This window comes from Nocardioides aurantiacus (assembly GCF_003752505.1).
GTDB lineage: Bacteria > Actinomycetota > Actinomycetes > Propionibacteriales > Nocardioidaceae > Marmoricola > Marmoricola aurantiacus.
In genome coordinates this window covers 789,329-809,181 of sequence record NZ_RKHO01000001.1, presented here as the reverse complement: position 1 = coordinate 809,181, position 19,853 = coordinate 789,329, and the positions used below count along the sequence as shown (strand labels likewise).

The following is a 19,853-nucleotide window of genomic DNA, read 5'->3' as shown; positions in this document are numbered from 1 at the left end:
GACCACCATGTTCCACCTCGTCGCACCGCTCCGAGCCCCGCGCAGCCCCCTGGCCGGGTGGGCCGAGCGCAGCCAGCAGGCCGCCTGCCGCAACGCGATGGCCGCGTCCACCGCCCTCGCCGCGCAGCGTCGCGAGCGCGACGAGGTGGCGGCGTACGTCGAGACGGTGGTCGCCCACCGCACCGGCACCGCCGTCGGTGCCGTCCGCCCGGCGCCGCGGACGGCCGCGCTGGGCTGAGGCACCACCCCGGCCGCCCGTCCCGCGGGACGGCAGGGGGATTGCCGGGCGCACGGGTCCGCGGTCCGGCACACTGCGCCCATGGCCCGCCACCGTCCCCGCCCGCTCACGATCGCCCCCTCGGCCGACGAGGGGCTGGCGCTGCGCTACTACCCCGTCAAGAGCGCCGACGGGACCGTGCTGCAGGCGTGGACCAACGACGTCGAGGGCCCGACGGTGCTGCTGTGCAACGGGCTCGGCACCAACCCCTACGCCTGGCCGTCGCTGCTCGACCCCGGCTGCGGGGTGCGGGTGGTGTCGTGGAACCACCGCGGCACCGGCGGATCGGAGCGCCCGACCGACCGCGACCGCGTCGGGATCGACGCCTTCGCCGAGGACGCCCTGGCGGTGATGGACGACGCCGGCATCGACGCGTGCGTGCTGATGGGCTGGTCGATGGGGGTCAACACGATGTTCGAGGTGGCCGTGCGCCATCCCGAGCGCGTCACGGGCCTGTACGCCGTGGGCGGGGTGCCCGGCGACACCTTCGCCTCGATGGGCGCCCCGCTGCGCATCCCCCGGCCGCTGCGCAAGCCGCTGACGGTCAACCTCACGCGGGTCGCCATGACCGTCGGCCGGGCCGTCACGCCGTGGTCCTCGCAGCTCGCGATCGGCCCGCGTGCGCTGCACCTGCTCACCCACAGCGGCTTCATGGCGCCGGTCGCCGACGAGGGGCTGTCGCGCCGGGCCGTGCGGGAGTTCCTGACCACGCCGGTGGAGTGGTACATGCACCTCGCCTACCACTCCTCGCAGCACGCGCGGGTCTCGCTGCGGAGGATCTCGGTGCCGACCAGCTTCCTCGCCGGTCGCACCGACGTGCTCGCCTCGGCCCACGACATGCGCACCGCCGCCGAGCGGATCCCCGGGGCGACCTACCGCCTGCTGCGGGCCACCCACTTCCTGCCGATGGAGCGTCCCTCGGAGGTCCACGCCGAGCTGCTGGCGCTGCTCGCGCGGATCCCCGACTCGCCCCGCACCCAGGACGGCACGGTCTCCTAGGGCTCGACCAGCAGGATCCGGTCGTCCTCGCGGCTGGGCTCTCCCCGGCCGTCGCGGTTGGACGTGGTCACCCACAGCCGCCCGTCGGGCGCGGTGACGACGGTGCGGATCCGGCCGTAGTCGCCGACGAAGAAGCCCTTCTGGTCACGCGCCCGCGACCCGTCGACGTCGACGCGCCACAGCCGCTGACCCTGGAGCGCGCCGAGCCACAGCCGGCCGTCGACGAAGGCGAGGCCCGACGGGGAGCTGTCGTCGGTGGCCCACTGCACCTGCGGCTCGATCGCGCCCGCGAGCTCGCCGTCGCGGCCCTCGACCTCCGGCCACCCGTAGTTGCCGCCCTTCTCGATCCGGTTGAGCTCGTCCCAGGTCTGGTCGCCGAACTCGGAGGCCCAGAGGCGGTCCTGGTCGTCGAAGGCGAGGCCCTGGACGTTGCGGTGGCCGTAGGACCAGACCGGTGAGTCCGGGTCGGGGTTGCCCGGCGCCGGCTCGCCCTCGGGAGTGATCCGCAGGATCTTGCCGCCGAGCGACTCCAGGTCCTGGGCGTTCTCGGTGTCCCCGGCGTCGCCGGTGGAGACGTAGAGCATGTCGTCGGGACCGAACAGCAGCCGGCCCCCGTCGTGGTAGTCGTTGCGCGGGATGTCGGTCAGCACCGGCGTCGCGTCACCGAGCCGACCGTTGCGGAAGGTCGCCCTGACCACGCGGTTGTCGTCGCCGGTGGTGAGGTAGAAGAAGACGGTCGCGTCCTCGGCGTACGACGGTGACACCGCGACGCCCAACAGCCCGCCCTCGCCGTCGGGCTCGGTCTGGTCGAGCTGGCCGACCCGGGTCACCTCGCCGTCGCCGACCTGGAAGACGCGCTCGGTGTCGCGCTCGGTCACCAGCGCGGAGCCGTCGGGCAGGAAGTCGATGCCCCACGGGGCCTGCAGCCCGCTGGCGACGGTGCCGACGACCTTCGGCCGCGCCGAGGCGGCCTCGACGGTCTCCGACGGGCTCGGGGAGGCGGCGGCCGAGCCGGTGTCCGCGGTGCCGGGGGACGGCGTCTCGCTCACCTCGGGCTCGGTGGCCTCGCCCCCACCACCACACCCGGCGAGCACGACGACGGGGGCGACGAGCAGGGCGACGAGCCTCTTCATGCGGCGAGGCTAGCGGCCGGGCCCAGCCGGGGCGGCCGTGTCCACGGGCCCGACGCGGACCACCGTGGCGCGGCGCACGGCGCGCCGCAGCGTGGCCAGCACCGCGGGTCCCAGTACCACCAGCGCGACCCCGGTCGTCACCGCCCGGCCGGTGTCCCAGCTCCCCGTGGAGGTCAGCAGCGTGTAGACGCCGAAGCGCCGGAGGTTCTCGAGCAGGGGGTCGCCGGGCACGAACGCGAGCCCGCCGTCGTGGCCCGGCACCGAGATCCCGAGCGCGAAGGGCCAGCTCGTGAGGTTCATGGCCAGCCCGAAGGCGTACGCCGCGACGACGCCGTAGAGCACCAGCATCGCCACCTCGCCGCGTCCCCGGACGCGGCGCGGCAGCAGCCCCGCCCCCGCCCCGACCCACGCCGAGGCCATCATCTGGAACGGCAGCCACGACCCCACGCCCCCGGTGAGCAGGGCCGAGGCGAACAGCGAGGTGCAGCCGAGCACGAAGCCGAACCCGGCGCCGAAGACGCGACCGCCGAGGATCAGCAGGAAGAACACCAGCTCGATGCCGCCGACCCCGGCCGACAGCCCGCGCATCACGGCGTTGACCGCGGTCAGCACCGCCAGCACGGCCAGGACCTTGGAGTCCATGCCGCCCTCGCTGAACTCCGCGAGGCAGACCACGATCACCACCGGCAGCAGCAGCATGAAGACGAACGGCGGCTGCACGGTGTCGGCGTCGGCACGCACCTGCAGCAGCAGCGGCCAGCAGAACATCACCAGACCCGCCACCGACGCCAGGCCGAGCACCAGCGCCGAGCGCGGCCGCAGCCGCAGCCCGGGCGGGTCGGGACGGCCGACGGCCGCGGGGTCGCGCACCGGCGCGCTCACCGGCCCTCCCCCGACGAGGCCGCCACGACCTGGGCCACCGTGAGAAAGGCACCGCCGAGGATCTTGTGCACCTGCGGCGCGAAGGCCGGCGACTCGGCCACGACCCGGGCGGTGGGCCCGGCCGAGACCACCTCGCCCTGGGCGAGCACGACCACCTGGTCGGCGACCTGGGCCACGAACTCGACGTCGTGGGTGGCCACCAGCACCGCCCGGTCGGCGGCGGCGAGGCCGGTCAGCACCTCGGCGAGCGCCTGCTTCCCGGGGTAGTCCAGGCCACGGGTGGGCTCGTCGAGCAGCAGCACCTCGGGGCGGGCCGTCAGCACCACCGCGAGCACCACGGCGAGGCGCTGGCCCTCGGACAGGTCCCGGGGGTGGGCGCGCCGGTCGACGCCGGGCACCAGCCGCTCGAGCAGCTGCGAGGCGGTCCCGGGCGGCTGCTCGGCCTCGGCGTCCGCGGCGGCGCACTCCTCCTCCACGGTCTCGAGGTAGAGCAGGTCGGCGGCGGTCTGCGGCACCAGCCCGACCAGCCGCCGTCGCCCGGCGGCGGGCAGGGTGGCGGGATCGGTGTCGCCGACCAGCACGCTGCCGGCGGCTCGGGCGCGGGAGCCCTGGAGCGTCCACAGCAGCGTCGACTTCCCCGAGCCGTTGCGGCCCATCAGCGCGGTCACCTGACCGTGCCCGACGGTGAGGTCGACCCCGAGGAGCGTCGTACGCCGACCGTGGAGCACCGAGACTCCGCGCGCCACCAGCGCCGGACGGGTCGGGGGGAGCGCCTCGGCCGCCCGGGGCACGAGCGCGAGCCGGGACGCGCGGCGCCGGGCGTCGCGGACGCTGAGCGGCAGCGGCGACCAGCCCGCCCACCGGCCGAGCTCGACGATGGGCGGGGCCACCGGGGAGTGCTCGAGCATCTCCGCGGGGTCGCCCGCGCGCACCCGGCCGTCGCCCTCGACCAGGACCACCCGGTCGACGAAGGGCACCACGCGCTCGAGCCTGTGCTCGGCCACCACCACCGTGACGCCCAGGTCGTGCACGAGACGGGTCAGGGTGGCGAGCACGTCCTCGGCGGCCGTCGGGTCCAGCGCCGAGGTCGGCTCGTCGAGCACCAGCAGCCGGGGGTGCATCGTCAGCACCGAGCCGATCGCCACCCGCTGCTGCTGGCCCCCCGACAGGGCGCGCAGGTCGCGACCGCGGAGCTCGGCGATCCCGAGCAGGTCGAGGGTCTCCTCGACGCGGCGGCGCATGGTGGCCGGGTCGAGGCCGAGCTGCTCCATGCCGTAGGCCAGCTCCTCCTCGACGGTGTCGGTCACGAAGCCGGCGGTCGGGTCCTGGCCGACGTACCCCACGACGTGGGCGCGGTCGCGCGGCGGCAGGTGGAGCACGCTCGCCCCGTCGAGGAGCACGTCGCCCGAGAGCAGTCCACCCGTGAACGCCGGGACCAGCCCGTCGAGCACCCCGAGCAGCGTCGACTTGCCGACGCCGGTGCGCCCGGCGACCAGCACCAGCTCGCCCTCCTCCAGGGTCAGGTCGACCCCGGCCAGCACCGGTGGCGCCGCCGGGTCGTAGCGAAAGGTGACCTCACGCAGCTCCAGCACGGGTGACCTCCTGCCCGCGGTCGTTCCGGGCCCGGTGGGCGTGGCGGCGGGCCAGCGCGGCGCCGCGGTCGTCCGGGTCCGACAGCGCCGGCGGCGGTGCGACCACGGCGGCCAGCAGCCCGGCGGCGACCACGAGCAGCGCGGTCGCGGTCACCGGGGGCGCGGCGTCCAGGGCGGGGGTCAGGACGGCCAGCGGGACGGCGTCGCGCAGCGCCCAGGCCACGACGATCCCGGTGAGCGCGACCACGACCTCCTCAGCACGCCAGCGGTCGGGGCGGTAGCGGGTACGGCGCACGCGGCGACCGGCCGACCACAGCCCCACGCCCGCCAGCAGCACCCCCAGGCCCAGTCCCCCGCCGACCAGCCAGCGCGGGGCGGTCTGGTCGAGCAGGGCGTAGCTGCCGACGCAGATGCCGCACAGCCCGAGCAGCAGCAGTCCCCCGGTCGTCGTACGCCGGCCGCGGCTGAGCGCGCCGACGCGGCCGTACCCCCGGGCGTCCATGCCGGCTGCCAGCGCCATCGAGCGCTCCAGGGCGTCCTCGAGCACGGGCACGACCACGCCGCGCAGCCGTCGCAGCCGGCCGCCGGACACCCCGCGCAGCTGCCGGGCGGCGCGGACGCGGCGCAGGCTGTCGGCCAGCTGGGGCAGCAGCGCCACCGCGACCACGACGGCCGTCCCGACCTCGTAGAGCGCCGGGGGCAGCGAGCGGAGCAACCGCTTGGGGTTGGCCAACGCGTTGGCGGCGCCCACGCAGATCAGCAGGGTGGCCAGCCGGAGGCCGTCGTAGAGCCCCGCGAGGAACGACTCCTGGGTGACCGGACCCAGCAGCCGGATGCCGGCGACCCAGTCGGGCAGCGGCACCTCCGGCAGGTCCAGCCAGACCGTGCCGCCCCCGCCGCCGCCCAGCAGCAGGCGGAGCACCACGCGGACGACGACCACGGCGACGCCGAGCCAGAGGTACAGGGTGAAGGAGGCCGACCAGGGGTGGTCGGAGCGACGCAGCACGACGGTCAGCGACGCCACCCCCACCAGCCCGAGCAGCAGCACCGGGTTGGTGGTGGCGGTGGCGGCGGCCGCGAGCCCGAGGGCCCACGACCACCACGCCGCGGGATGCAGGTCGCGTGCGGGGCGCGCCCTGCTCACCGCTCCCGCCACCGCGGGGTCACTCCCCGGCGTGCTTGCGCCGGCGCAGCAGCAGGAAGCCGACCGAGCCCGCCAGCAGGGCGAGGACGGCGAGGGGGATGTAGATCGCCAGGTCGCCGGCGTCGTTGCTCTCCACCGAGCTCTCACCGGTGCCGTCGCCGGAGTCGGGGCTGTCCACCTCGGCCCCCGTGGAGGGCGACGGCGAGGCCGACGCGGTGGCCGCGACCGGCTCGACCGACGGCGGGGTGGACTCCGAGCTGTCCTGCCAGGCGAAGGCCACGAAGGCGCCGTCCTCGAGCTCCAGCTCGTCGGCGCCCTTGGGGGCGTAGTCCCAGGCGTCGCCGGTGGCGAGGTAGAGGCCCCAGTAGGCGTCGGCCGGCGGCATCGACTGGCAGGCGGCGTCGGCGGGCTCGCCGTCGACCTTGCAGGCGGCGCCGGGGAACTCCCCGACCGGGGTCAGCTCGTGGCCGGCGGAGGCGAAGACGTCGGTGGCGAGCCGGCCGCCGCCGTCCTCGACGCAGTCCTGCTGGACGGCCCCGCCGAGGGAGCCGGGGTCGACCACGACGCTGACGCCCTGGCCGTCGGTGCACAGCGAGCCCTCGGCGTCCGCGGTCCGCACCCCGGTCGCGGACGAGGCCGGGCCGGCGCCGAGGAGCACCAGCAGCCCGACGACGACGAGCAGCAGGAGCGAGGACGAGGTCCTCGCGGGACGACGTGCGGCACTGGTGTGCATGGTTCCTTCCCGGCGGCGCTGGCGGGGGGCCCGGGAGGGAGCCGCACCCGCTGCGTTCCACGGCAGCATCGAGGGGGCGTCGTCCCCGACGGGTGTTCCGGCTCGCCGCCCGAGGGGCGGCCCACGGTTGCGGGTCAGCGCCGGCTTCGGACCGGCTTCCCCCGCGGGGACCAACTGGTGTTGCGGGCCCTTACGCGGGCCGGTCCTACGCTAGCACCGGACGTCACACCCCTCGGGGTGAGGCGCCTCACGGCGAGGAGGTGCTGGGCGACCTCGTCAGGAGGACAACCGCTCGACGATGAGCTCGCGCACCCGGCCGGCGTCGGCCTGGCCACGCATCTCCTTCATCACCGCGCCGATCAGCGCGCCGGCGGCGGCCACCTTGCCGTCGCGGATCTTGGCGGCGACGTCGGGGTTGGCCTCGATGGCGCGGTCGACGGCCTCGCCGAGCGCCCCGTCGTCGGAGACGACCGCGAGCCCGCGGGAGGCGACGACCTCGTCGGGGGTCCCCTCGCCGGCGAGGACGCCGTCGAAGACCTGGCGGGCGAGCTTGTCGTTGATCTTGCCCTCGTCGACGAGCGCCTGGATGCGGGCGACGTCGGCCGGGGTGATCGGCAGCGCAGCGAGGTCGGTGCCCGTCTCGTTGGCGCGGCGGGCCAGCTCCGAGAGCCACCACTTGCGGGCCGACTGGGGACTGGCGCCGCAGGAGATCGTCTCCTCGACCAGGCCGAGCGCGCCGGCACCGACGGTGTCGCGCATCTCCAGGTCGGAGAAGCCCCACTCCTGCTGCAGCCGCGAGCGGCGTGCGCGCGGGGGCTCGGGCAGCGTCGCCCGCAGCTCCTCGACCCACTCCCGCGACGGTGCGACCGGCACGAGGTCGGGCTCGGGGAAGTAGCGGTAGTCCTCGGCGTCGGACTTCTCGCGGCCCGAGGTGGTCACGCCGGTGTCCTCGTGCCAGTGACGGGTCTCCTGGGTGATGGAGCCGCCGGCCCGCAGGATCGCGGCCTGGCGCGAGACCTCGTAGCGGGCGGCCCGCTCCACCGAGCGGAAGGAGTTGACGTTCTTGGTCTCGGTCCGGGTGCCGAGCCCGCCCGAGCCCACCGGCGCGAGCGACAGGTTGACGTCGGCACGCAGGTTGCCCTGGTCCATCCGCGCCTCGGAGACCCCGAGCGCCACGATCAGCTCGCGCAGGTGGGCGACGTAGGCCCGGGCCACCGCGGGGGCGTGCTCGCGCGCGCCCGTGATCGGGCGGGTGACGATCTCGATCAGGGGGATGCCGGCGCGGTTGTAGTCGACCAGGGAGTAGTCGGCGCCGTGGATGCGACCGGTCGCGCCGCCGACGTGCAGCGACTTGCCGGTGTCCTCCTCCATGTGGGCGCGCTCGATCTCGACGCGGAAGGTCTCGGTGCCGTTCTCGGTCACCACCTCGACGTCGGTCCAGCCGTCGAAGGCGATGGGCTCGTCGTACTGGCTGGTCTGGAAGTTCTTGGGCATGTCCGGGTAGAAGTAGTTCTTCCGGGCGAACCGGCACCACTCGGCGATCTCGCAGTTCAGCGCGAGGCCGATCCGGATCGCGGACTCGACGGCCCGGGCGTTGACCGCCGGCATCGAGCCGGGCAGGCCGAGGCAGGTCGGGCAGGTCTGGGTGTTGGGCTCGCCGCCGAAGACGGCCGGGCAGCCGCAGAACATCTTGGTGGCGGTGTTGAGCTCGACGTGGACCTCCAGGCCCATCGCGGGGTCGTACGACGCCAGCGCCTCGTCGAAGTCGACCAGCTCGGTCGGGGTGCTCATGCGTGCTCCTCGGTCTCGAGTGCGAGCTTGTCCGCGCTCAGCAGCGGGCCGCCCCACTGCTGCTCGAGCAGGGCCTCGAGGGCCGCGCCGACGCGGTAGAGGCGGTCGTCGGCCGTCGCCGGGGCGAGGACCTGGAAGCCGACCGGCAGGTCGTCCTCCTCGGCCAGACCGGCCGGGACCGAGATGCCGGGCACGCCGGCGAGGTTGGCCGGGATGGTGGCGACGTCGTTGAGGTACATCGCCAGCGGGTCGTCGAGCTTCTCCCCCAGCCGGAACGCCGTGGTGGGCGAGGTCGGGGAGACCAGCACGTCGGCCTGCTCGAAGGCGGCCTCGAAGTCGCGGCTGATCAGGGTGCGGACCTGCTGGGCGGAGCCGTAGTAGGCGTCGTAGTAGCCGCTGGAGAGCGCGTAGGTGCCCAGGATGATGCGGCGCTTCACCTCGTCGCCGAAGCCCGCGTCGCGGGTGGCGCGCATGACGTCCTCGGCGCTCGGGGAGTCCACGCCCTCGGGCAGCACCCGCAGGCCGTAGCGCATCGCGTCGAAGCGGGCCAGGTTGGACGACGCCTCGCTCGGCATCACCAGGTAGTAGGCCGCCAGCGCGTGGACGAAGCTCGGGCAGCTGACCTGCACGACCTCGGCGCCGGCCTTCACGAGCAGCTCGACGGCCTCGTCGAAGCGCTGCTGGACCCCGGGCTGGTAGCCCTCGCCGCCGAGCTCGGAGACGATGCCGACCCGCAGCCCGGCCAGGTCGACGCCTGCGCCGGCGTGGGCCGCGTCCACCACCGCGGGCAGCGGCTGGTCGATGCTCGTGGAGTCCAGCGGGTCGTGGCCGCCGATGATCTCGTGCAGCAGCGCCGCGTCGAGCACGGTGCGGGTGACGGGACCGGCCTGGTCCAGGCTGTTGGCCATGGCGACCAGGCCGTAGCGCGAGACCCCGCCGTAGGTCGGCTTGACGCCCACGGTGCCGGTGACGGCACCGGGCTGGCGGATCGAGCCGCCGGTGTCGGTGCCGATCGCGAGCGGCGCCTCGAAGGCGGCCACCGCGGCGGCCGAGCCGCCCCCGGAGCCGCCGGGGATCCGGTCGAGGTCCCACGGGTTGTGCGTGGGGCCGTACGCCGAGTGCTCGGTCGAGGAGCCCATCGCGAACTCGTCCATGTTGGTCTTGCCCAGGATCGGCAGGCCGGCGGCCTTCAGGCGGGCGACCACCGTCGCGTCGTACGGCGGACGCCAGCCCTCGAGGATCTTCGAGCCGCACGTGGTCGGCAGCCCCTCGGTGGCCAGCACGTCCTTGACGGCGACGGGCACGCCGTCGAGCGCGGAGGCGGGGGTGCCGGCGGCGCGGCGCTCGTCGGAGGCCCGGGCGGCGGCCAGCGCGCCCTCGGCGTCGACGTGGAGGAAGGCGTGGACGGCGCCGTCGACCTCGGCGATCCGCCTCAGGAAGGCCTCGGTCAGCTCGACGCTGGTCGTCTCGCCCGAGGCCAGGGCCTGCGCCAGGGCGGCGGCGGAGCGCTCGATCAGGGGCGTGGTCACTGCTCGTCCCCCAGGATCCGCGGCACCGCGAAGCGCTGCTCCTCCACCGCCGGGGCACCCGAGAGCGCCTGCTCCGGCGTGAGGGAGGGCCGCACGACGTCGTCGCGGAACACGTTGGTGACCGGCAGCGGGTGGCTGGTCGGCGGGACGTCGTCGGTGGCCACCTCGCTGATGGAGGCGACGGACTCGAGGATCACGGAGAGCTGCGGCGCGAGGTGGTCCAGCTCGGCGTCGTCGAGCTCGATGCGGGCGAGGTCGGCCAGATGGCGCACCTGCTCCCGGCTGATGTCAGGCATGCCCGTCATCCTAGGTGCGTGCGTCTCCTTCCCCTGCTGCCCCCTCGTCCCCGCGCGACCGCGCTCGCCGGCGGTCTCGCGGCGGCCCTGCTGCTCTCCGGCTGCGGGGCGGGGACGGGCACGCCGGAGCCGGCCCCCTCGGCCGCGCCGTCGGCGGCCGCCCCTTCCGAGGCGCCCGGCGGCACGTCGTACGTCGCCCTGGGCGACTCCTACACCTCCGCCCCCTTCGTGCCGCAGACCGACGTGGCCGGCGGCTGCTTCCGCTCCGACGACAACTACCCCGCCCAGGTCGCCGACGCGCTGGGCGCCGACCTGACCGACGTCAGCTGCGCGGGCGCCGACACCGGCGACGTACGCCGGCCACAGCTCGACGGCGTGCCCCCGCAGGCCGACGCGCTCGGACCCGACGCCGACCTCGTCACGGTCTCGATGGGCGGCAACGACGGCGGCGTGTTCTCCACCCTGGTCGGCCAGTGCGGCCGGCCCGGGGTCGCGGCCACCGACTGCTCGCGGCCCATCTCGGCCGCGACCGAGGCGCGGCTGCGGCAGCGTCTGGGGCGCACCGCCACCGACCTGGCCCGGGTGCTCCGGCTCGCGGCCCGTCGGGCGCCCGACGCCCGGGTGCTGGCCGTGGGCTACCCCACGATCGTGGCAGCGGGCGAGGGCTGCGAGGCGCTGCCGCTGTCCGCGGCGAGCCAGGCGGCCGCGGCGCGGCTCAACACCGGGCTCAACGACGCGGTGCGCACCGCCGCCCGCCGGGCCGGGGCGACCTACGTCGACGTGGCCGCGGCCACCGAGGGCCACGACATCTGCGCCGAGGACCCCTGGATCAACGGCGCCACCACCGACCAGCAGCGGGCGCTGGCCTTCCACCCCTTCGCGGCCGAGCAGCGGGCCGTCGCCGAGGCGGTCGTGGCCGCCGTGGAGCGCTAGGAGGCGTCCTCGGGCTCGGGATCCGGCGGGCCCTCGGCGAGCAGCCGCTTGAACCCCGCCTCGTCGAGCACCGGGACGCCGAGCTGCTCGGCCTTCTCCGCCTTGGAGCCGGCGTTCTCGCCGACCACGACGTAGTCGGTCTTCTTCGACACCGACCCCGAGGCCTTGCCGCCGTGGCTGATGATCGCCTCCTTGACGGAGTCGCGGCTGAAGTCCTGCAGCGAGCCGGTCGCCACGATGGTCAGGCCCTCGAGGGTGCGCGGCACCGACTCGTCGCGCTCGTCGGCCATCGAGACGCCCGAGGCCTCCCAGGTGTCCACGATCCGCACGTGCCACGGCTCGGCGAACCACTCGATCACCGCCGCGGCGATGGTCGGCCCGACGCCCTCGGCAGCGGCGAGCTCGGCCTCGGACGCACCCCGGATCGCCGCCATCGAGCCGAACTCCTGGGCCAGAGCCCGTGCCGCCGTGGGGCCGACGTGGCGGATGGAGAGCGCGACCAGCACCCGCCAGAGCGGCACGTCGAGCCGTCGCCGCAGGTTGTCGAGCAGGCGCTGCCCGTTGGCGCTGAGCTGTGGCCCCTCCTCGCCCTTCCTGGGCGCGCGGGTGAACAGCGGCGCGGTCAGCACCCTGGCCTCGTCGAGTTCGAACACGTCGCCCTCGTTGGCGATCGCGCCGGCCTCGAGCAGGGCGACGGCGGCCTCGTAGCCGAGGCCCTCGATGTCGAAGGCCCCGCGACCGGCGACGTGGAAGACGCGCTCGCGCACCTGGGCGGGGCAGTGCTCGTGGTTGGGGCAGCGGAGGTCCTTGTCGCCCTCCTTCTGCTGGGCGAGCGGCGTGCCGCAGGCCGGGCACTCGGTCGGCATCTCCCACTCCGGCAGCCCCTCGGGCCGCAGCGCGAGCACCGGCCCGAGGATCTCCGGGATCACGTCACCGGCCTTGCGCAGGATGACGGTGTCACCGGGGCGGACGTCCTTGCGCCGGACCTCGTGGGCGTTGTGCAGGGTGGCGTTCTCCACCGTGGAGCCGGCGACCTTGGTCGGCACCATCACCCCGAAGGGCGTCACCCGGCCGGTGCGGCCGACGTTGACCGAGATGTCGAGCAGCTCGGCGTTGACCTCCTCGGGCGGGTACTTGAACGCGATCGCCCACCGCGGCGCCCGGCTCGTCGAGCCCAGCCGGCGCTGCAGGGTGACGTCGTCGACCTTCACGACGACGCCGTCGATCTCGTAGGGCACGATCGTGTGGCGGTGCTCGCCGACGTGCTCGACGTAGGCCGCCACCGCCTCGAGGCCGGTGACCACCTCGACCTGGTCGGAGGTGGGCAGGCCCCAGGCCTGCAGCGCGGTGTAGGCCTGCGACTGCGCGGCCGGCTCGAAGCCCTCACGGGCGCCGATGCCGTGGCAGACCATCCCGAGCGCACGGGTCGCGGTGACCCGAGGGTCCTTCTGCCGCAGCGACCCCGCGGCGGCGTTGCGCGGGTTGGCGAACATCGGCTTGCCGGCCTCGGTCATCGCCTCGTTGAGCCGCTCGAAGGCCTGCACGGGCAGGAACACCTCGCCGCGCACCTCGAGCAGCCGCGGCGTGGGGAACTCCTCGCTCTCGCGCAGCCGGTGCGGCACCGAGTCGATGGTCTTGACGTTGGGCGTGACGTCCTCGCCGGTCCGGCCGTCACCACGGGTGAGCGCCCGCACCAGCCGGCCGTCCTCGTAGAGCAGGTTGATCGCCAGCCCGTCGACCTTGAGCTCGCAGAGGTAGGCCGGGTCGGTGATCCCGTCGCGGACCAGGCGCTGGACCCAGGAGGCGAGCTCGTCGGTCGAGAACGCGTTGTCGAGGCTCTCCATGCGCTGCAGGTGGTCCACGGCCGTGAACTCGGTCGAGACCGCGCCGCCGACCTGCTGCGTCGGCGAGTCCGGCGTGCGCAGGTCGGGCACCTGGCCCTCGAGCTCCTCCAGGCGCCGCATCCGCGAGTCGAAGTCGGCGTCGGACAGGGTCGGGTCGTCCAGCACGTAGTAGCGCCAGCGCGCCTGGTCGACCTCCTCGGCCAGGCGGCGGTGCTCCTGGCGCAGCTCGGCCTGCGGGTCCTGGGCCGGAGCCGGGTCCGGGTCCGGGGTGGGGTCCGGAGTGGGGTCCGGGGCGGGGTCCGGGGTGCTGTCGGGAGCGGTCACGTCGCTGCTCTTGCTCACGGGCCCATCTTGCCGTGCGCCACCGACACCCCTCCGCGTCCCGTCCGCTCCCATCCACAGGTGCGGGTCGCGCCGAACCGCACCCGGTCCGACCGACCGCCCCACCCGCTGCCCCACCAGCCGCCCGATTGGATGAGCACGTGCCCGCACCCTCCCTGCTGCCCCCCGACGCCTCGCTGAGCCCACGCTCGCCCGGGGCGGTGGTGCTGATGCTGCACGGGGGCGCGCAGCACGGCCTGCAGGAGGTGGGCCCGCGCAGCGCCTCGCTGTGGCGCACCGGCCGGATGCGCGACGTGCTGGAGCCTCGGCTCGCCCGGCACGGTGTCGCGACGTGGCTGCTGCGCTACGCCGTGCGCGGTTGGAACGAGGGCGCCGGCCCCGAGCCCTCCCCCGTGCCCGACGCCCGCTGGGCCCTGGCCGAGCTGGCCCGCGCGCACCCCGGCGTCCCCGTGGTGCTGCTCGGCCACTCCATGGGCGGGCGTACCTCGGTCCGCGTGGCCGACCACCCCGCCGTCGTCGGCGTCGTCGGGCTCGCCCCCTGGCTCGAGCCGGGCGACCCCGTCGCCGCGCTCGCCGGGCGCCACGTGCTGCTGGGCCACGGCAGCCGCGACAAGATCACCTCGGCGCGGGCGACCCGGGCCTACGTCGAGCGGGCCCGCCCGGTCGCCGCCTCGGCGGGGTTCACCGACCTGGGCCGGCTCGGCCACTACATGCTCGCCCGGCAGGACACCTGGAACCGGTTCGCCCTCGACGCGGTGCTCGAGGTCCTCGCGCGGGCCGGCGTCCCCCACCCCGACCGGGGCCTGGACCGGGGCCCCGACCGCACCTCGCAGGAATGAGCCGGGGGTCGCGCCGGTTCAGACCCACGATGTCCTCCGCCACCGCCCCGCGCGACACCACCGCCGACGCGGCGGCACCCGGTCCGGCCCGCGTGCCCGTCCTGGTCGGGCTGCTCTTCGGGCTGGCCGGCCTCGGCAGCTCCTCCGCGGCGATCGCGCTGCCCACGGTGGCGGCCGACCTCGACGTCTCGACCGGGGTCAGCGCCTGGGCGATCAGCCTCTACGCGCTGATGCTCGCCGTCGCCACCGCGGTCTACGGCCGGGTCTCCGACCTGGTCGGGGTGCGACTGCCGCTGCTCGTCGGCGTCACCCTGATGACGGCCGGGGCGCTCGCGGGCGCGCTGTCGCCCGACTTCGGCGTCCTGCTGGCCGCACGCGTGCTCCAGGGGGCGGGTGCGGCGGCCGTGCCGACCCTGGGCGTGGCACTGGTCAGCGCCCGCTTCTCCGGCTCCGCCCGCGGCTTCGCGCTCGGCCGGGTCGCCGGCATCGCCGCCGCCGTCAGCTGCCTCGGGCCCCTCGCGGGCGGCGTCGTCGAGGGCCTGCTGGGCTGGCGCGCGGTGATCGCGCTGCCCGTGCTGGGCGCCCTGCTGCTGCCGCTGCTCTGGCGCTCGGTGCCGACCGACGGCTCGGGCGCCCGCCTGGACCTGGTCGGCGCGGTGCTGGTGGCCGCGACCGCGGCCGGCGTGGTGCTGCTCGTGCAGTCGCCCTCCACCGGTCCCGTCGTCGCGGCGGTCGGCGCGGCGCTGGCCGTGCTGGGCGCCCCGGCCGTGGCGATGTGGGTGCGGCGCCGGCCCCACGGATTCCTCCCGGCCAGCGTCATCCGCAACGCCACGGTGGTGCGCAGCGCCCTGGCCGCCGGGGCCGTCCCCGCGGCCTGGTTCGCCCTGCTCATCGCCGTGCCCGCCGTGCTGGTCGCCGACGGCTGGGAGCCCTGGCAGGTCGGCGTGGCGCTGCTGCCCAGCGCGGTGACCGGGCTGGCCGCCCCGCGCCTCGCCGGCCCGATCCTGGCCCGCGTCGGTGCCGGCCCCGCGCTCGCGCTGGCCGCCGGCGTCACGACCGTCGCCCTGCTGGTCTCGGCGCTGGGTGCGCGGCAGACCTCCGCGCCCCTGCTGGTGACGGCCGTCGTCGTGGTCACGTTCGCCTTCGGGCTCGGCCAGCCCGCGCTGATGGAGGCGGTCGGCGACGCGGTCGCCGACGACGTCCGCGGTGTGGCCCTGGGCATCGCCACCCTGTTCTTCCTGGTCGGCGGCGGCATCGGCTCGGCCGTCGTGGGCGGCCTGGGCGACCCGCTGGGCGTCGACGGGGCGCTGCTGCTGCTCACGGTGCTGCCCGTCCTGGGGCTGCTGCTGCTCGTGCCGCGCCTGCTCGCGAGGCGGCGACAGGACGCGTCCGTCCCACCGGACTGAGGGCGTCGCCGGAGCGGTCGTGGCGGGTTTCCTTCTGCTCGGACGAACTCCTGCACCCGGCGACTCCGGCTGCCAGCATGGGCGCCATGACTTCTCCTCTCGGACGCCGTGCTTCCCTCGTCGCGACCACGGTCCTGCTCACCTCCCCCCTCCTCGCCGCCTGCGGCGGCAGCTCCGGCGCGGTCCAGACGTGGGCCGGCACCTACTGCGGCAGCGCCAGCAGCGTGCGCCAGATCCTCTCCGCGGGCAACGACGCCCTGCGCGGGCAGCTCGAGATCCCCGACAACCCGCCCGGCAACGTGCGGTCCTCGCTGAGCGGCACCGCCGGCAACGCCGCGACGTCGGCCAGGAGCGCCGTGCAGCGCGTCACCGACGCCGGCGAGCCCGAGGTCGCCGAGGGCGAGCAGATCCAGGAGGCCGCGGTCGGCACGATGGAGCAGCTCGTCGAGGACATGACCGCCCTGGAGGCCCGGGCCCGCGCCATCCCCCTCGACGACCCCGACGCCTTCACCGCGGAGGTCAAGGCGGTGAGCGAGGCCTTCGCCGCGCAGAGTCGCGACCTCGCGGGCAGCCTGAAGGCGCTCGACGAGTTCGAGGGCTACGACGAGGTGCGCGAGGCCATCGGTTCCGGGGACGACGTGACCGACGTGCAGGGCACGTGCGAGCGCCTGGAGACCGTGCGGTCCTCCTGAGGCGTCGCTGCCACCTCGCCCGCGGCGGCCCCGGTGGGGCCACGTGGGCGAGGTCACCCTCGGTTCCGGGAACGTTCCGGGGGGTCCGGGACGTCGTACCTCGGTACGCCCGCTCCCGATCCGCGAGGACCATGACCGACGACGACGCCCCCCGCAAGCTCGAGCTCTCCGGCATCCAGGTGATGGCGAGCGCCCTGGCCGCGGTCTCCGCTGCCTTCTTCGCCTCCTGGCTCGGCACCGCCGGCACCCTGATCGGCGCCGCCGTCGGCAGCGTGGTCGCCACGGTGGGCGCCGCGACGTACTCCTACTCGCTGAAGCGCTCCGCCGAGGCCGTACGCCGCCGCGCGGCCCAGGTCCGCGAGGCCTCGCTGATCGCCGCGGCCGTCTCCCGCACGGGCAGCACCTCGCGCACCCAGCAGCTGGCCGCCGTGGAGTCCGACGTCGAGCGGGCCGCGGCCGAGGAGAAGGCGGCGCAGGGCGGGCTGCTCGCCCGGCTGGACCCCCGCCGCGTCGACCTGCCCTGGGGCAAGGTCGCGCTGGCCAGTGCCGCCGTGATGCTCGTCGCGCTGGTCGTCATCACCTCCTTCGAGGGCCTGACCGGACGCTCGCTGGCCTCGCTGGCGGGCGACGACGACGCGGGCCGCACGACGGTCACCTCGGTCGTCGACCGCGGCTCCTCGAGCCAGGACACCGAGCAGCCGGCGCCGTCCGAGGAGCCCACGCAGGACGGCACCACGACCGACGAGAGCACGTCGGACCCCACCCCGACCGCGGACCCCACCCCCACGGCCGACCCCACCCCGACGGCGGAGCCCTCGGAGCCGACCGACCCCACCCCGACTGCCGACCCGACCCCCACCTCGGGCACCAGCCCGTCGGCCCCCGCAGCGGAGCCCTCCACCGCTCCCTGACGCGGGCCCGCCGCCACTCCTCCTGACTGGGCCACTCGCGGCTAGACCAGCAGCGGCCCAGGGAACACCTCGGGCGCTGGGCGCCTTGCGACTCCTCGATGGAACGAAACGGTTTCGTTCCATTCCGTGACGAGGAGGTGACGAGCAGGTGACCCCGCCCCAGCTCCGTCCCCGGGTCGAGGGGGCGCGCGAGGAGGAGATCCTCGACGCCACCGTCCGGCTGCTGCTCAGCGCCGGCTACGACCGGCTCACGCTCGACGCCGTGGCCAAGGAGGCCCGCGCCAGCAAGGCCACGCTCTACCGCCGCTGGGACGGCAAGGCCAGCCTCGTCGTCGACGCGATGGTGCGCGCCAAGCAGGCGCCCCAGGTCGAGGTGCACGACACCGGGACCCTGCGTGGCGACCTGCTCGCCACCTTCTGCGGCCGCCACGGCCTGGGCACGGGCGACGCCTCGGGCCTGCTCGGCGCCGTGATGACCGCCGTCAGCAACGACCCCGACTTCGCCGAGCGGTTCCGCTCGGCGTTCATCGCACCCAAGGTCGAGGCCTCGCTGCGCATCTACCGCCGCGCGACCGAGCGCGGCGAGATCGACGCCGCCCTCGACCTCGACGTGGTCGCCCCGTCACTGGCCGGGATCGTCCTGCACCGCGCGTTCGTCCTCGGCCTGCCGGTGGACGACGACGTGGTGCGCCGCGTCATCGACCACGTGATCCTCCCCGCCGTCGGCCTCGGGGCCCCCGCCCCTGGCACTCCCGGTCCCACCCCTGGCACCACCGTCACCGCCCGCACCACCACCCACTCCCAGGAAGCAACGTCATGACCGACACCCGTGAGCCCGCGGCCATCCCGGCCGAGCCGGCCGAGACCACCGGCGGCACCACCCGCCTGGGCTGGGCCCTGCTGCTGATCTCCGTCGCGCAGCTGATGGTCGTGCTCGACGCGACCATCGCCAACATCGCGCTCCCCTTCATCCAGAGCGACCTCGACATCTCGCAGGCCAACCTGCAGTGGGTCGTCACCGGCTACGCGCTGGCCTTCGGCGGCCTGCTGCTGCTGGGCGGCCGCCTCGGCGACCTCTACGGCCGCCGCCGCGTGTTCATGATCGGCGTCGCGATCTTCGCCGTCGCCTCCGGTGTCGGGGGCCTCGCCGCCAACGAGGCCATGCTGCTCGCCTCCCGGGGACTGCAGGGCCTCGGCGCCGCCCTGGCCTCCCCCGCCGCCCTGGCGCTGATCACCACCAACTTCCCGGCCGGCCCGCAGCGCAACCGCGCGTTCTCGATCTACGCCGCGATGTCCGGCGCCGGTGCCGCGGTCGGCCTGCTGCTCGGCGGCTGGCTCACCGGCCTCACCCCCGACCTGTTCGGCACCACCGTCGACGGCTGGCGCCTGACCTTCCTGATCAACGTGCCGATCGGCCTGGCCGCCGCCTTCGCCGCACCCCGCGTGCTGGCCGAGAGCGAGTCGCACGCCGGCGAGCTCGACGTGCCCGGCGCCCTGTCCGGCACCGCCGGCCTCGTCGCGATCGTCTTCGGCCTCTCCCGCGCCGGCGAGCCCAGCCACGGCTGGGACGACGCGCAGACCCTCGTCGCCCTCGTCCTCGGCGTGGTGCTGCTGGCCGCGTTCGTGGCCATCGAACGCCGCGTGGCGCACCCGCTGCTGCCGTTCCGGATCCTGCTGAGCCGGACCCGCGCGACCGCGTTCGTGACGATGATGATCGTGCCGGCGGCGATGTTCGCGATGTTCTACTTCCTCTCGCAGTTCGTGCAGAACGTCATGGGCTACTCCCCGCTGCACACCGGCGTCGCGTTCCTGCCCTTCAGCCTCGGCATCGTCATCGCCGCGACCGTGTCCTCCAAGCTCATGGACAGGGTCGACCCCCGCTGGATCGCCGGCATCGGCACGGCCATGGCCGGTTTCGCGCTGCTCGGCTTCTCGCGGCTCTCGGTCGACGACAGCGCGCGCACCATCATCTCGACCGTCACCAGCGGCGAGGTGCACCTCGGCGCCGGCATCAGCTACTGGACCGACATCTTCCCCTTCATCTCGCTGATGTCGCTGGGCATGGGCGCGACCTTCGTGCCGATGACGCTGGCCGCCGTCCACGGCGTCTCCCACCGCGACTCCGGCATCGGCTCGGGCGTGCTCAACACGATGCAGCAGGTCGGCGGCGCGCTGGGTCTGGCCGCCCTGTCCACCGTGGCGGTGCACTTCTCGACCGAGCGGGCCACCCAGATCGCGGGCGCGCTCCAGGCGGCCACCCCGGCGGGCAGCGAGCCCACCGAGGCGATGCGGTCGGCCTTCGCCGACATCGCCTACCAGGGTGCGTTCACCCAGGGCGCGACCAACGCGTTCCTCACCGGTGCCTTCATGATCTGGGGCGCCAGCCTGATCGTGTGGATCTTCCTCGGCGTCAAGCACGAGGATCTGGCCACCGACGACGCGCCGGAGGGCGTGCACGCGGGCTGAGCCAGGTCGTCACCGACCGACCGCGCCCACGACGTCCGGGCCCG

18 protein-coding genes are annotated in these 19,853 nt (G+C 75.1%); 9 read left to right on the top strand and 9 right to left on the bottom strand.

Annotated features, from left to right (window positions below):
• Positions 1-7 precede the first annotated feature (7 nt).
• Entirely contained in the window at positions 8-238 is a 231-nt protein-coding gene (locus EDD33_RS03910) for a hypothetical protein (RefSeq protein ID WP_123389189.1), read from the top strand.
• 81 nt (positions 239-319) lie between these two features.
• Entirely contained in the window at positions 320-1,276 is a 957-nt protein-coding gene (locus tag EDD33_RS03905; RefSeq protein ID WP_123389188.1) for an alpha/beta fold hydrolase, read from the top strand.
• Here EDD33_RS03905 and EDD33_RS03900 read toward each other — a convergent pair.
• The 8 genes from EDD33_RS03900 to gatC all read right to left on the bottom strand — a co-directional run bounded on the left by EDD33_RS03900 (position 1,273) and on the right by gatC (position 10,376).
• Complete coding sequence (locus EDD33_RS03900; RefSeq protein WP_123389187.1) at positions 1,273-2,409, bottom strand: PQQ-dependent sugar dehydrogenase; 1,137 nt, start codon at positions 2,407-2,409, stop codon at positions 1,273-1,275. The two genes, EDD33_RS03905 and EDD33_RS03900, sit on opposite strands and share 4 nt — an antisense overlap.
• Positions 2,410-2,418: 9 nt before the next feature.
• Positions 2,419-3,291: an ECF transporter S component gene (locus tag EDD33_RS03895; RefSeq protein WP_246003354.1), complete on the bottom strand. Its 873-nt coding sequence runs from the start codon at positions 3,289-3,291 to the stop codon at positions 2,419-2,421.
• The gene (locus EDD33_RS03890; RefSeq protein ID WP_123389186.1) at positions 3,288-4,883 is read right to left on the bottom strand and encodes an ABC transporter ATP-binding protein; all 1,596 of its coding nucleotides are present in this window, start codon (positions 4,881-4,883) and stop codon (positions 3,288-3,290) included. Before EDD33_RS03890 ends, EDD33_RS03895 begins: the two co-directional genes overlap by 4 nt.
• Positions 4,867-6,027 (bottom strand): energy-coupling factor transporter transmembrane component T, encoded by a 1,161-nt coding sequence (locus EDD33_RS03885; protein WP_211332402.1) that lies wholly within the window; start codon positions 6,025-6,027, stop codon positions 4,867-4,869. The genes EDD33_RS03890 and EDD33_RS03885 overlap by 17 nt, the downstream gene beginning before the upstream one ends.
• A gap of 19 nt (positions 6,028-6,046) precedes the next feature.
• Positions 6,047-6,760, bottom strand: coding sequence for a hypothetical protein (locus EDD33_RS20240; RefSeq protein ID WP_211332401.1), 714 nt, complete (start codon positions 6,758-6,760; stop codon positions 6,047-6,049).
• Positions 6,761-7,036: 276 nt separating this feature from the next.
• Positions 7,037-8,551 carry an Asp-tRNA(Asn)/Glu-tRNA(Gln) amidotransferase subunit GatB gene (gene gatB / locus EDD33_RS03880; RefSeq protein WP_123389184.1) on the bottom strand — a complete coding sequence of 505 codons (1,515 nt, stop codon included), beginning with the start codon at positions 8,549-8,551 and terminating at the stop codon, positions 7,037-7,039.
• Positions 8,548-10,080: an Asp-tRNA(Asn)/Glu-tRNA(Gln) amidotransferase subunit GatA gene (gatA, locus tag EDD33_RS03875; RefSeq protein ID WP_123389183.1), complete on the bottom strand. Its 1,533-nt coding sequence runs from the start codon at positions 10,078-10,080 to the stop codon at positions 8,548-8,550. The genes gatB and gatA overlap by 4 nt, the downstream gene beginning before the upstream one ends.
• Positions 10,077-10,376 carry an Asp-tRNA(Asn)/Glu-tRNA(Gln) amidotransferase subunit GatC gene (gatC, locus tag EDD33_RS03870; protein WP_123392983.1) on the bottom strand — a complete coding sequence of 100 codons (300 nt, stop codon included), beginning with the start codon at positions 10,374-10,376 and terminating at the stop codon, positions 10,077-10,079. Before gatC ends, gatA begins: the two co-directional genes overlap by 4 nt.
• 18 nt (positions 10,377-10,394) lie before the next feature.
• On the opposite strand from gatC, the gene EDD33_RS03865 reads away from it, so the two are divergent.
• Positions 10,395-11,309 (top strand): SGNH/GDSL hydrolase family protein, encoded by a 915-nt coding sequence (locus EDD33_RS03865; RefSeq protein WP_170169689.1) that lies wholly within the window; start codon positions 10,395-10,397, stop codon positions 11,307-11,309.
• On the opposite strand, the gene ligA is transcribed toward EDD33_RS03865, so the two are convergent.
• Positions 11,306-13,378 (bottom strand): NAD-dependent DNA ligase LigA, encoded by a 2,073-nt coding sequence (ligA, locus tag EDD33_RS03860; protein ID WP_281274211.1) that lies wholly within the window; start codon positions 13,376-13,378, stop codon positions 11,306-11,308. The genes EDD33_RS03865 and ligA overlap by 4 nt on opposite strands.
• 257 nt (positions 13,379-13,635) lie before the next feature.
• On the opposite strand from ligA, the gene EDD33_RS03855 reads away from it, so the two are divergent.
• From EDD33_RS03855 to EDD33_RS03830, 6 genes are all read left to right on the top strand, one after another.
• On the top strand, positions 13,636-14,334 hold the full coding sequence (locus EDD33_RS03855; RefSeq protein ID WP_246003353.1) for an alpha/beta hydrolase: 699 nt from the start codon (positions 13,636-13,638) through the stop codon (positions 14,332-14,334).
• A 29-nt stretch (positions 14,335-14,363) separates the two neighbouring features.
• On the top strand, positions 14,364-15,740 hold the full coding sequence (locus EDD33_RS03850; protein ID WP_170169688.1) for an MFS transporter: 1,377 nt from the start codon (positions 14,364-14,366) through the stop codon (positions 15,738-15,740).
• A gap of 86 nt (positions 15,741-15,826) precedes the next feature.
• Positions 15,827-16,432 (top strand): hypothetical protein, encoded by a 606-nt coding sequence (locus tag EDD33_RS03845; protein WP_148076922.1) that lies wholly within the window; start codon positions 15,827-15,829, stop codon positions 16,430-16,432.
• Between the two features lie 131 nt (positions 16,433-16,563).
• Positions 16,564-17,343 carry a hypothetical protein gene (locus EDD33_RS03840; protein WP_123389179.1) on the top strand — a complete coding sequence of 260 codons (780 nt, stop codon included), beginning with the start codon at positions 16,564-16,566 and terminating at the stop codon, positions 17,341-17,343.
• Between the two features lie 148 nt (positions 17,344-17,491).
• Positions 17,492-18,163: a TetR/AcrR family transcriptional regulator gene (locus tag EDD33_RS03835; protein WP_123389178.1), complete on the top strand. Its 672-nt coding sequence runs from the start codon at positions 17,492-17,494 to the stop codon at positions 18,161-18,163.
• Positions 18,160-19,809 carry an MFS transporter gene (locus tag EDD33_RS03830; protein ID WP_123389177.1) on the top strand — a complete coding sequence of 550 codons (1,650 nt, stop codon included), beginning with the start codon at positions 18,160-18,162 and terminating at the stop codon, positions 19,807-19,809. Before EDD33_RS03835 ends, EDD33_RS03830 begins: the two co-directional genes overlap by 4 nt.
• Positions 19,810-19,853: the final 44 nt, after the last annotated feature.

What these genes read in the sequence shown, in the direction of transcription:
- EDD33_RS03910 (WP_123389189.1), top strand. Translation starts at nt 8, where the DNA reads ATGTTCCACCTCGTCGCACCGCTCCGAGCCCCGCGCAGCCCCCTGGCC.
- EDD33_RS03905 (WP_123389188.1), top strand. Translation starts at nt 320, where the DNA reads ATGGCCCGCCACCGTCCCCGCCCGCTCACGATCGCCCCCTCGGCCGAC.
- EDD33_RS03900 (WP_123389187.1), bottom strand. Translation starts at nt 2,409, where the DNA reads ATGAAGAGGCTCGTCGCCCTGCTCGTCGCCCCCGTCGTCGTGCTCGCC.
- EDD33_RS20240 (WP_211332401.1), bottom strand. Translation starts at nt 6,760, where the DNA reads ATGCACACCAGTGCCGCACGTCGTCCCGCGAGGACCTCGTCCTCGCTC.
- gatB (WP_123389184.1), bottom strand. Translation starts at nt 8,551, where the DNA reads ATGAGCACCCCGACCGAGCTGGTCGACTTCGACGAGGCGCTGGCGTCG.
- gatC (WP_123392983.1), bottom strand. Translation starts at nt 10,376, where the DNA reads ATGCCTGACATCAGCCGGGAGCAGGTGCGCCATCTGGCCGACCTCGCC.
- EDD33_RS03850 (WP_170169688.1), top strand. Translation starts at nt 14,364, where the DNA reads ATGTCCTCCGCCACCGCCCCGCGCGACACCACCGCCGACGCGGCGGCA.
- EDD33_RS03845 (WP_148076922.1), top strand. Translation starts at nt 15,827, where the DNA reads ATGACTTCTCCTCTCGGACGCCGTGCTTCCCTCGTCGCGACCACGGTC.
- EDD33_RS03840 (WP_123389179.1), top strand. Translation starts at nt 16,564, where the DNA reads ATGACCGACGACGACGCCCCCCGCAAGCTCGAGCTCTCCGGCATCCAG.
- EDD33_RS03830 (WP_123389177.1), top strand. Translation starts at nt 18,160, where the DNA reads ATGACCGACACCCGTGAGCCCGCGGCCATCCCGGCCGAGCCGGCCGAG.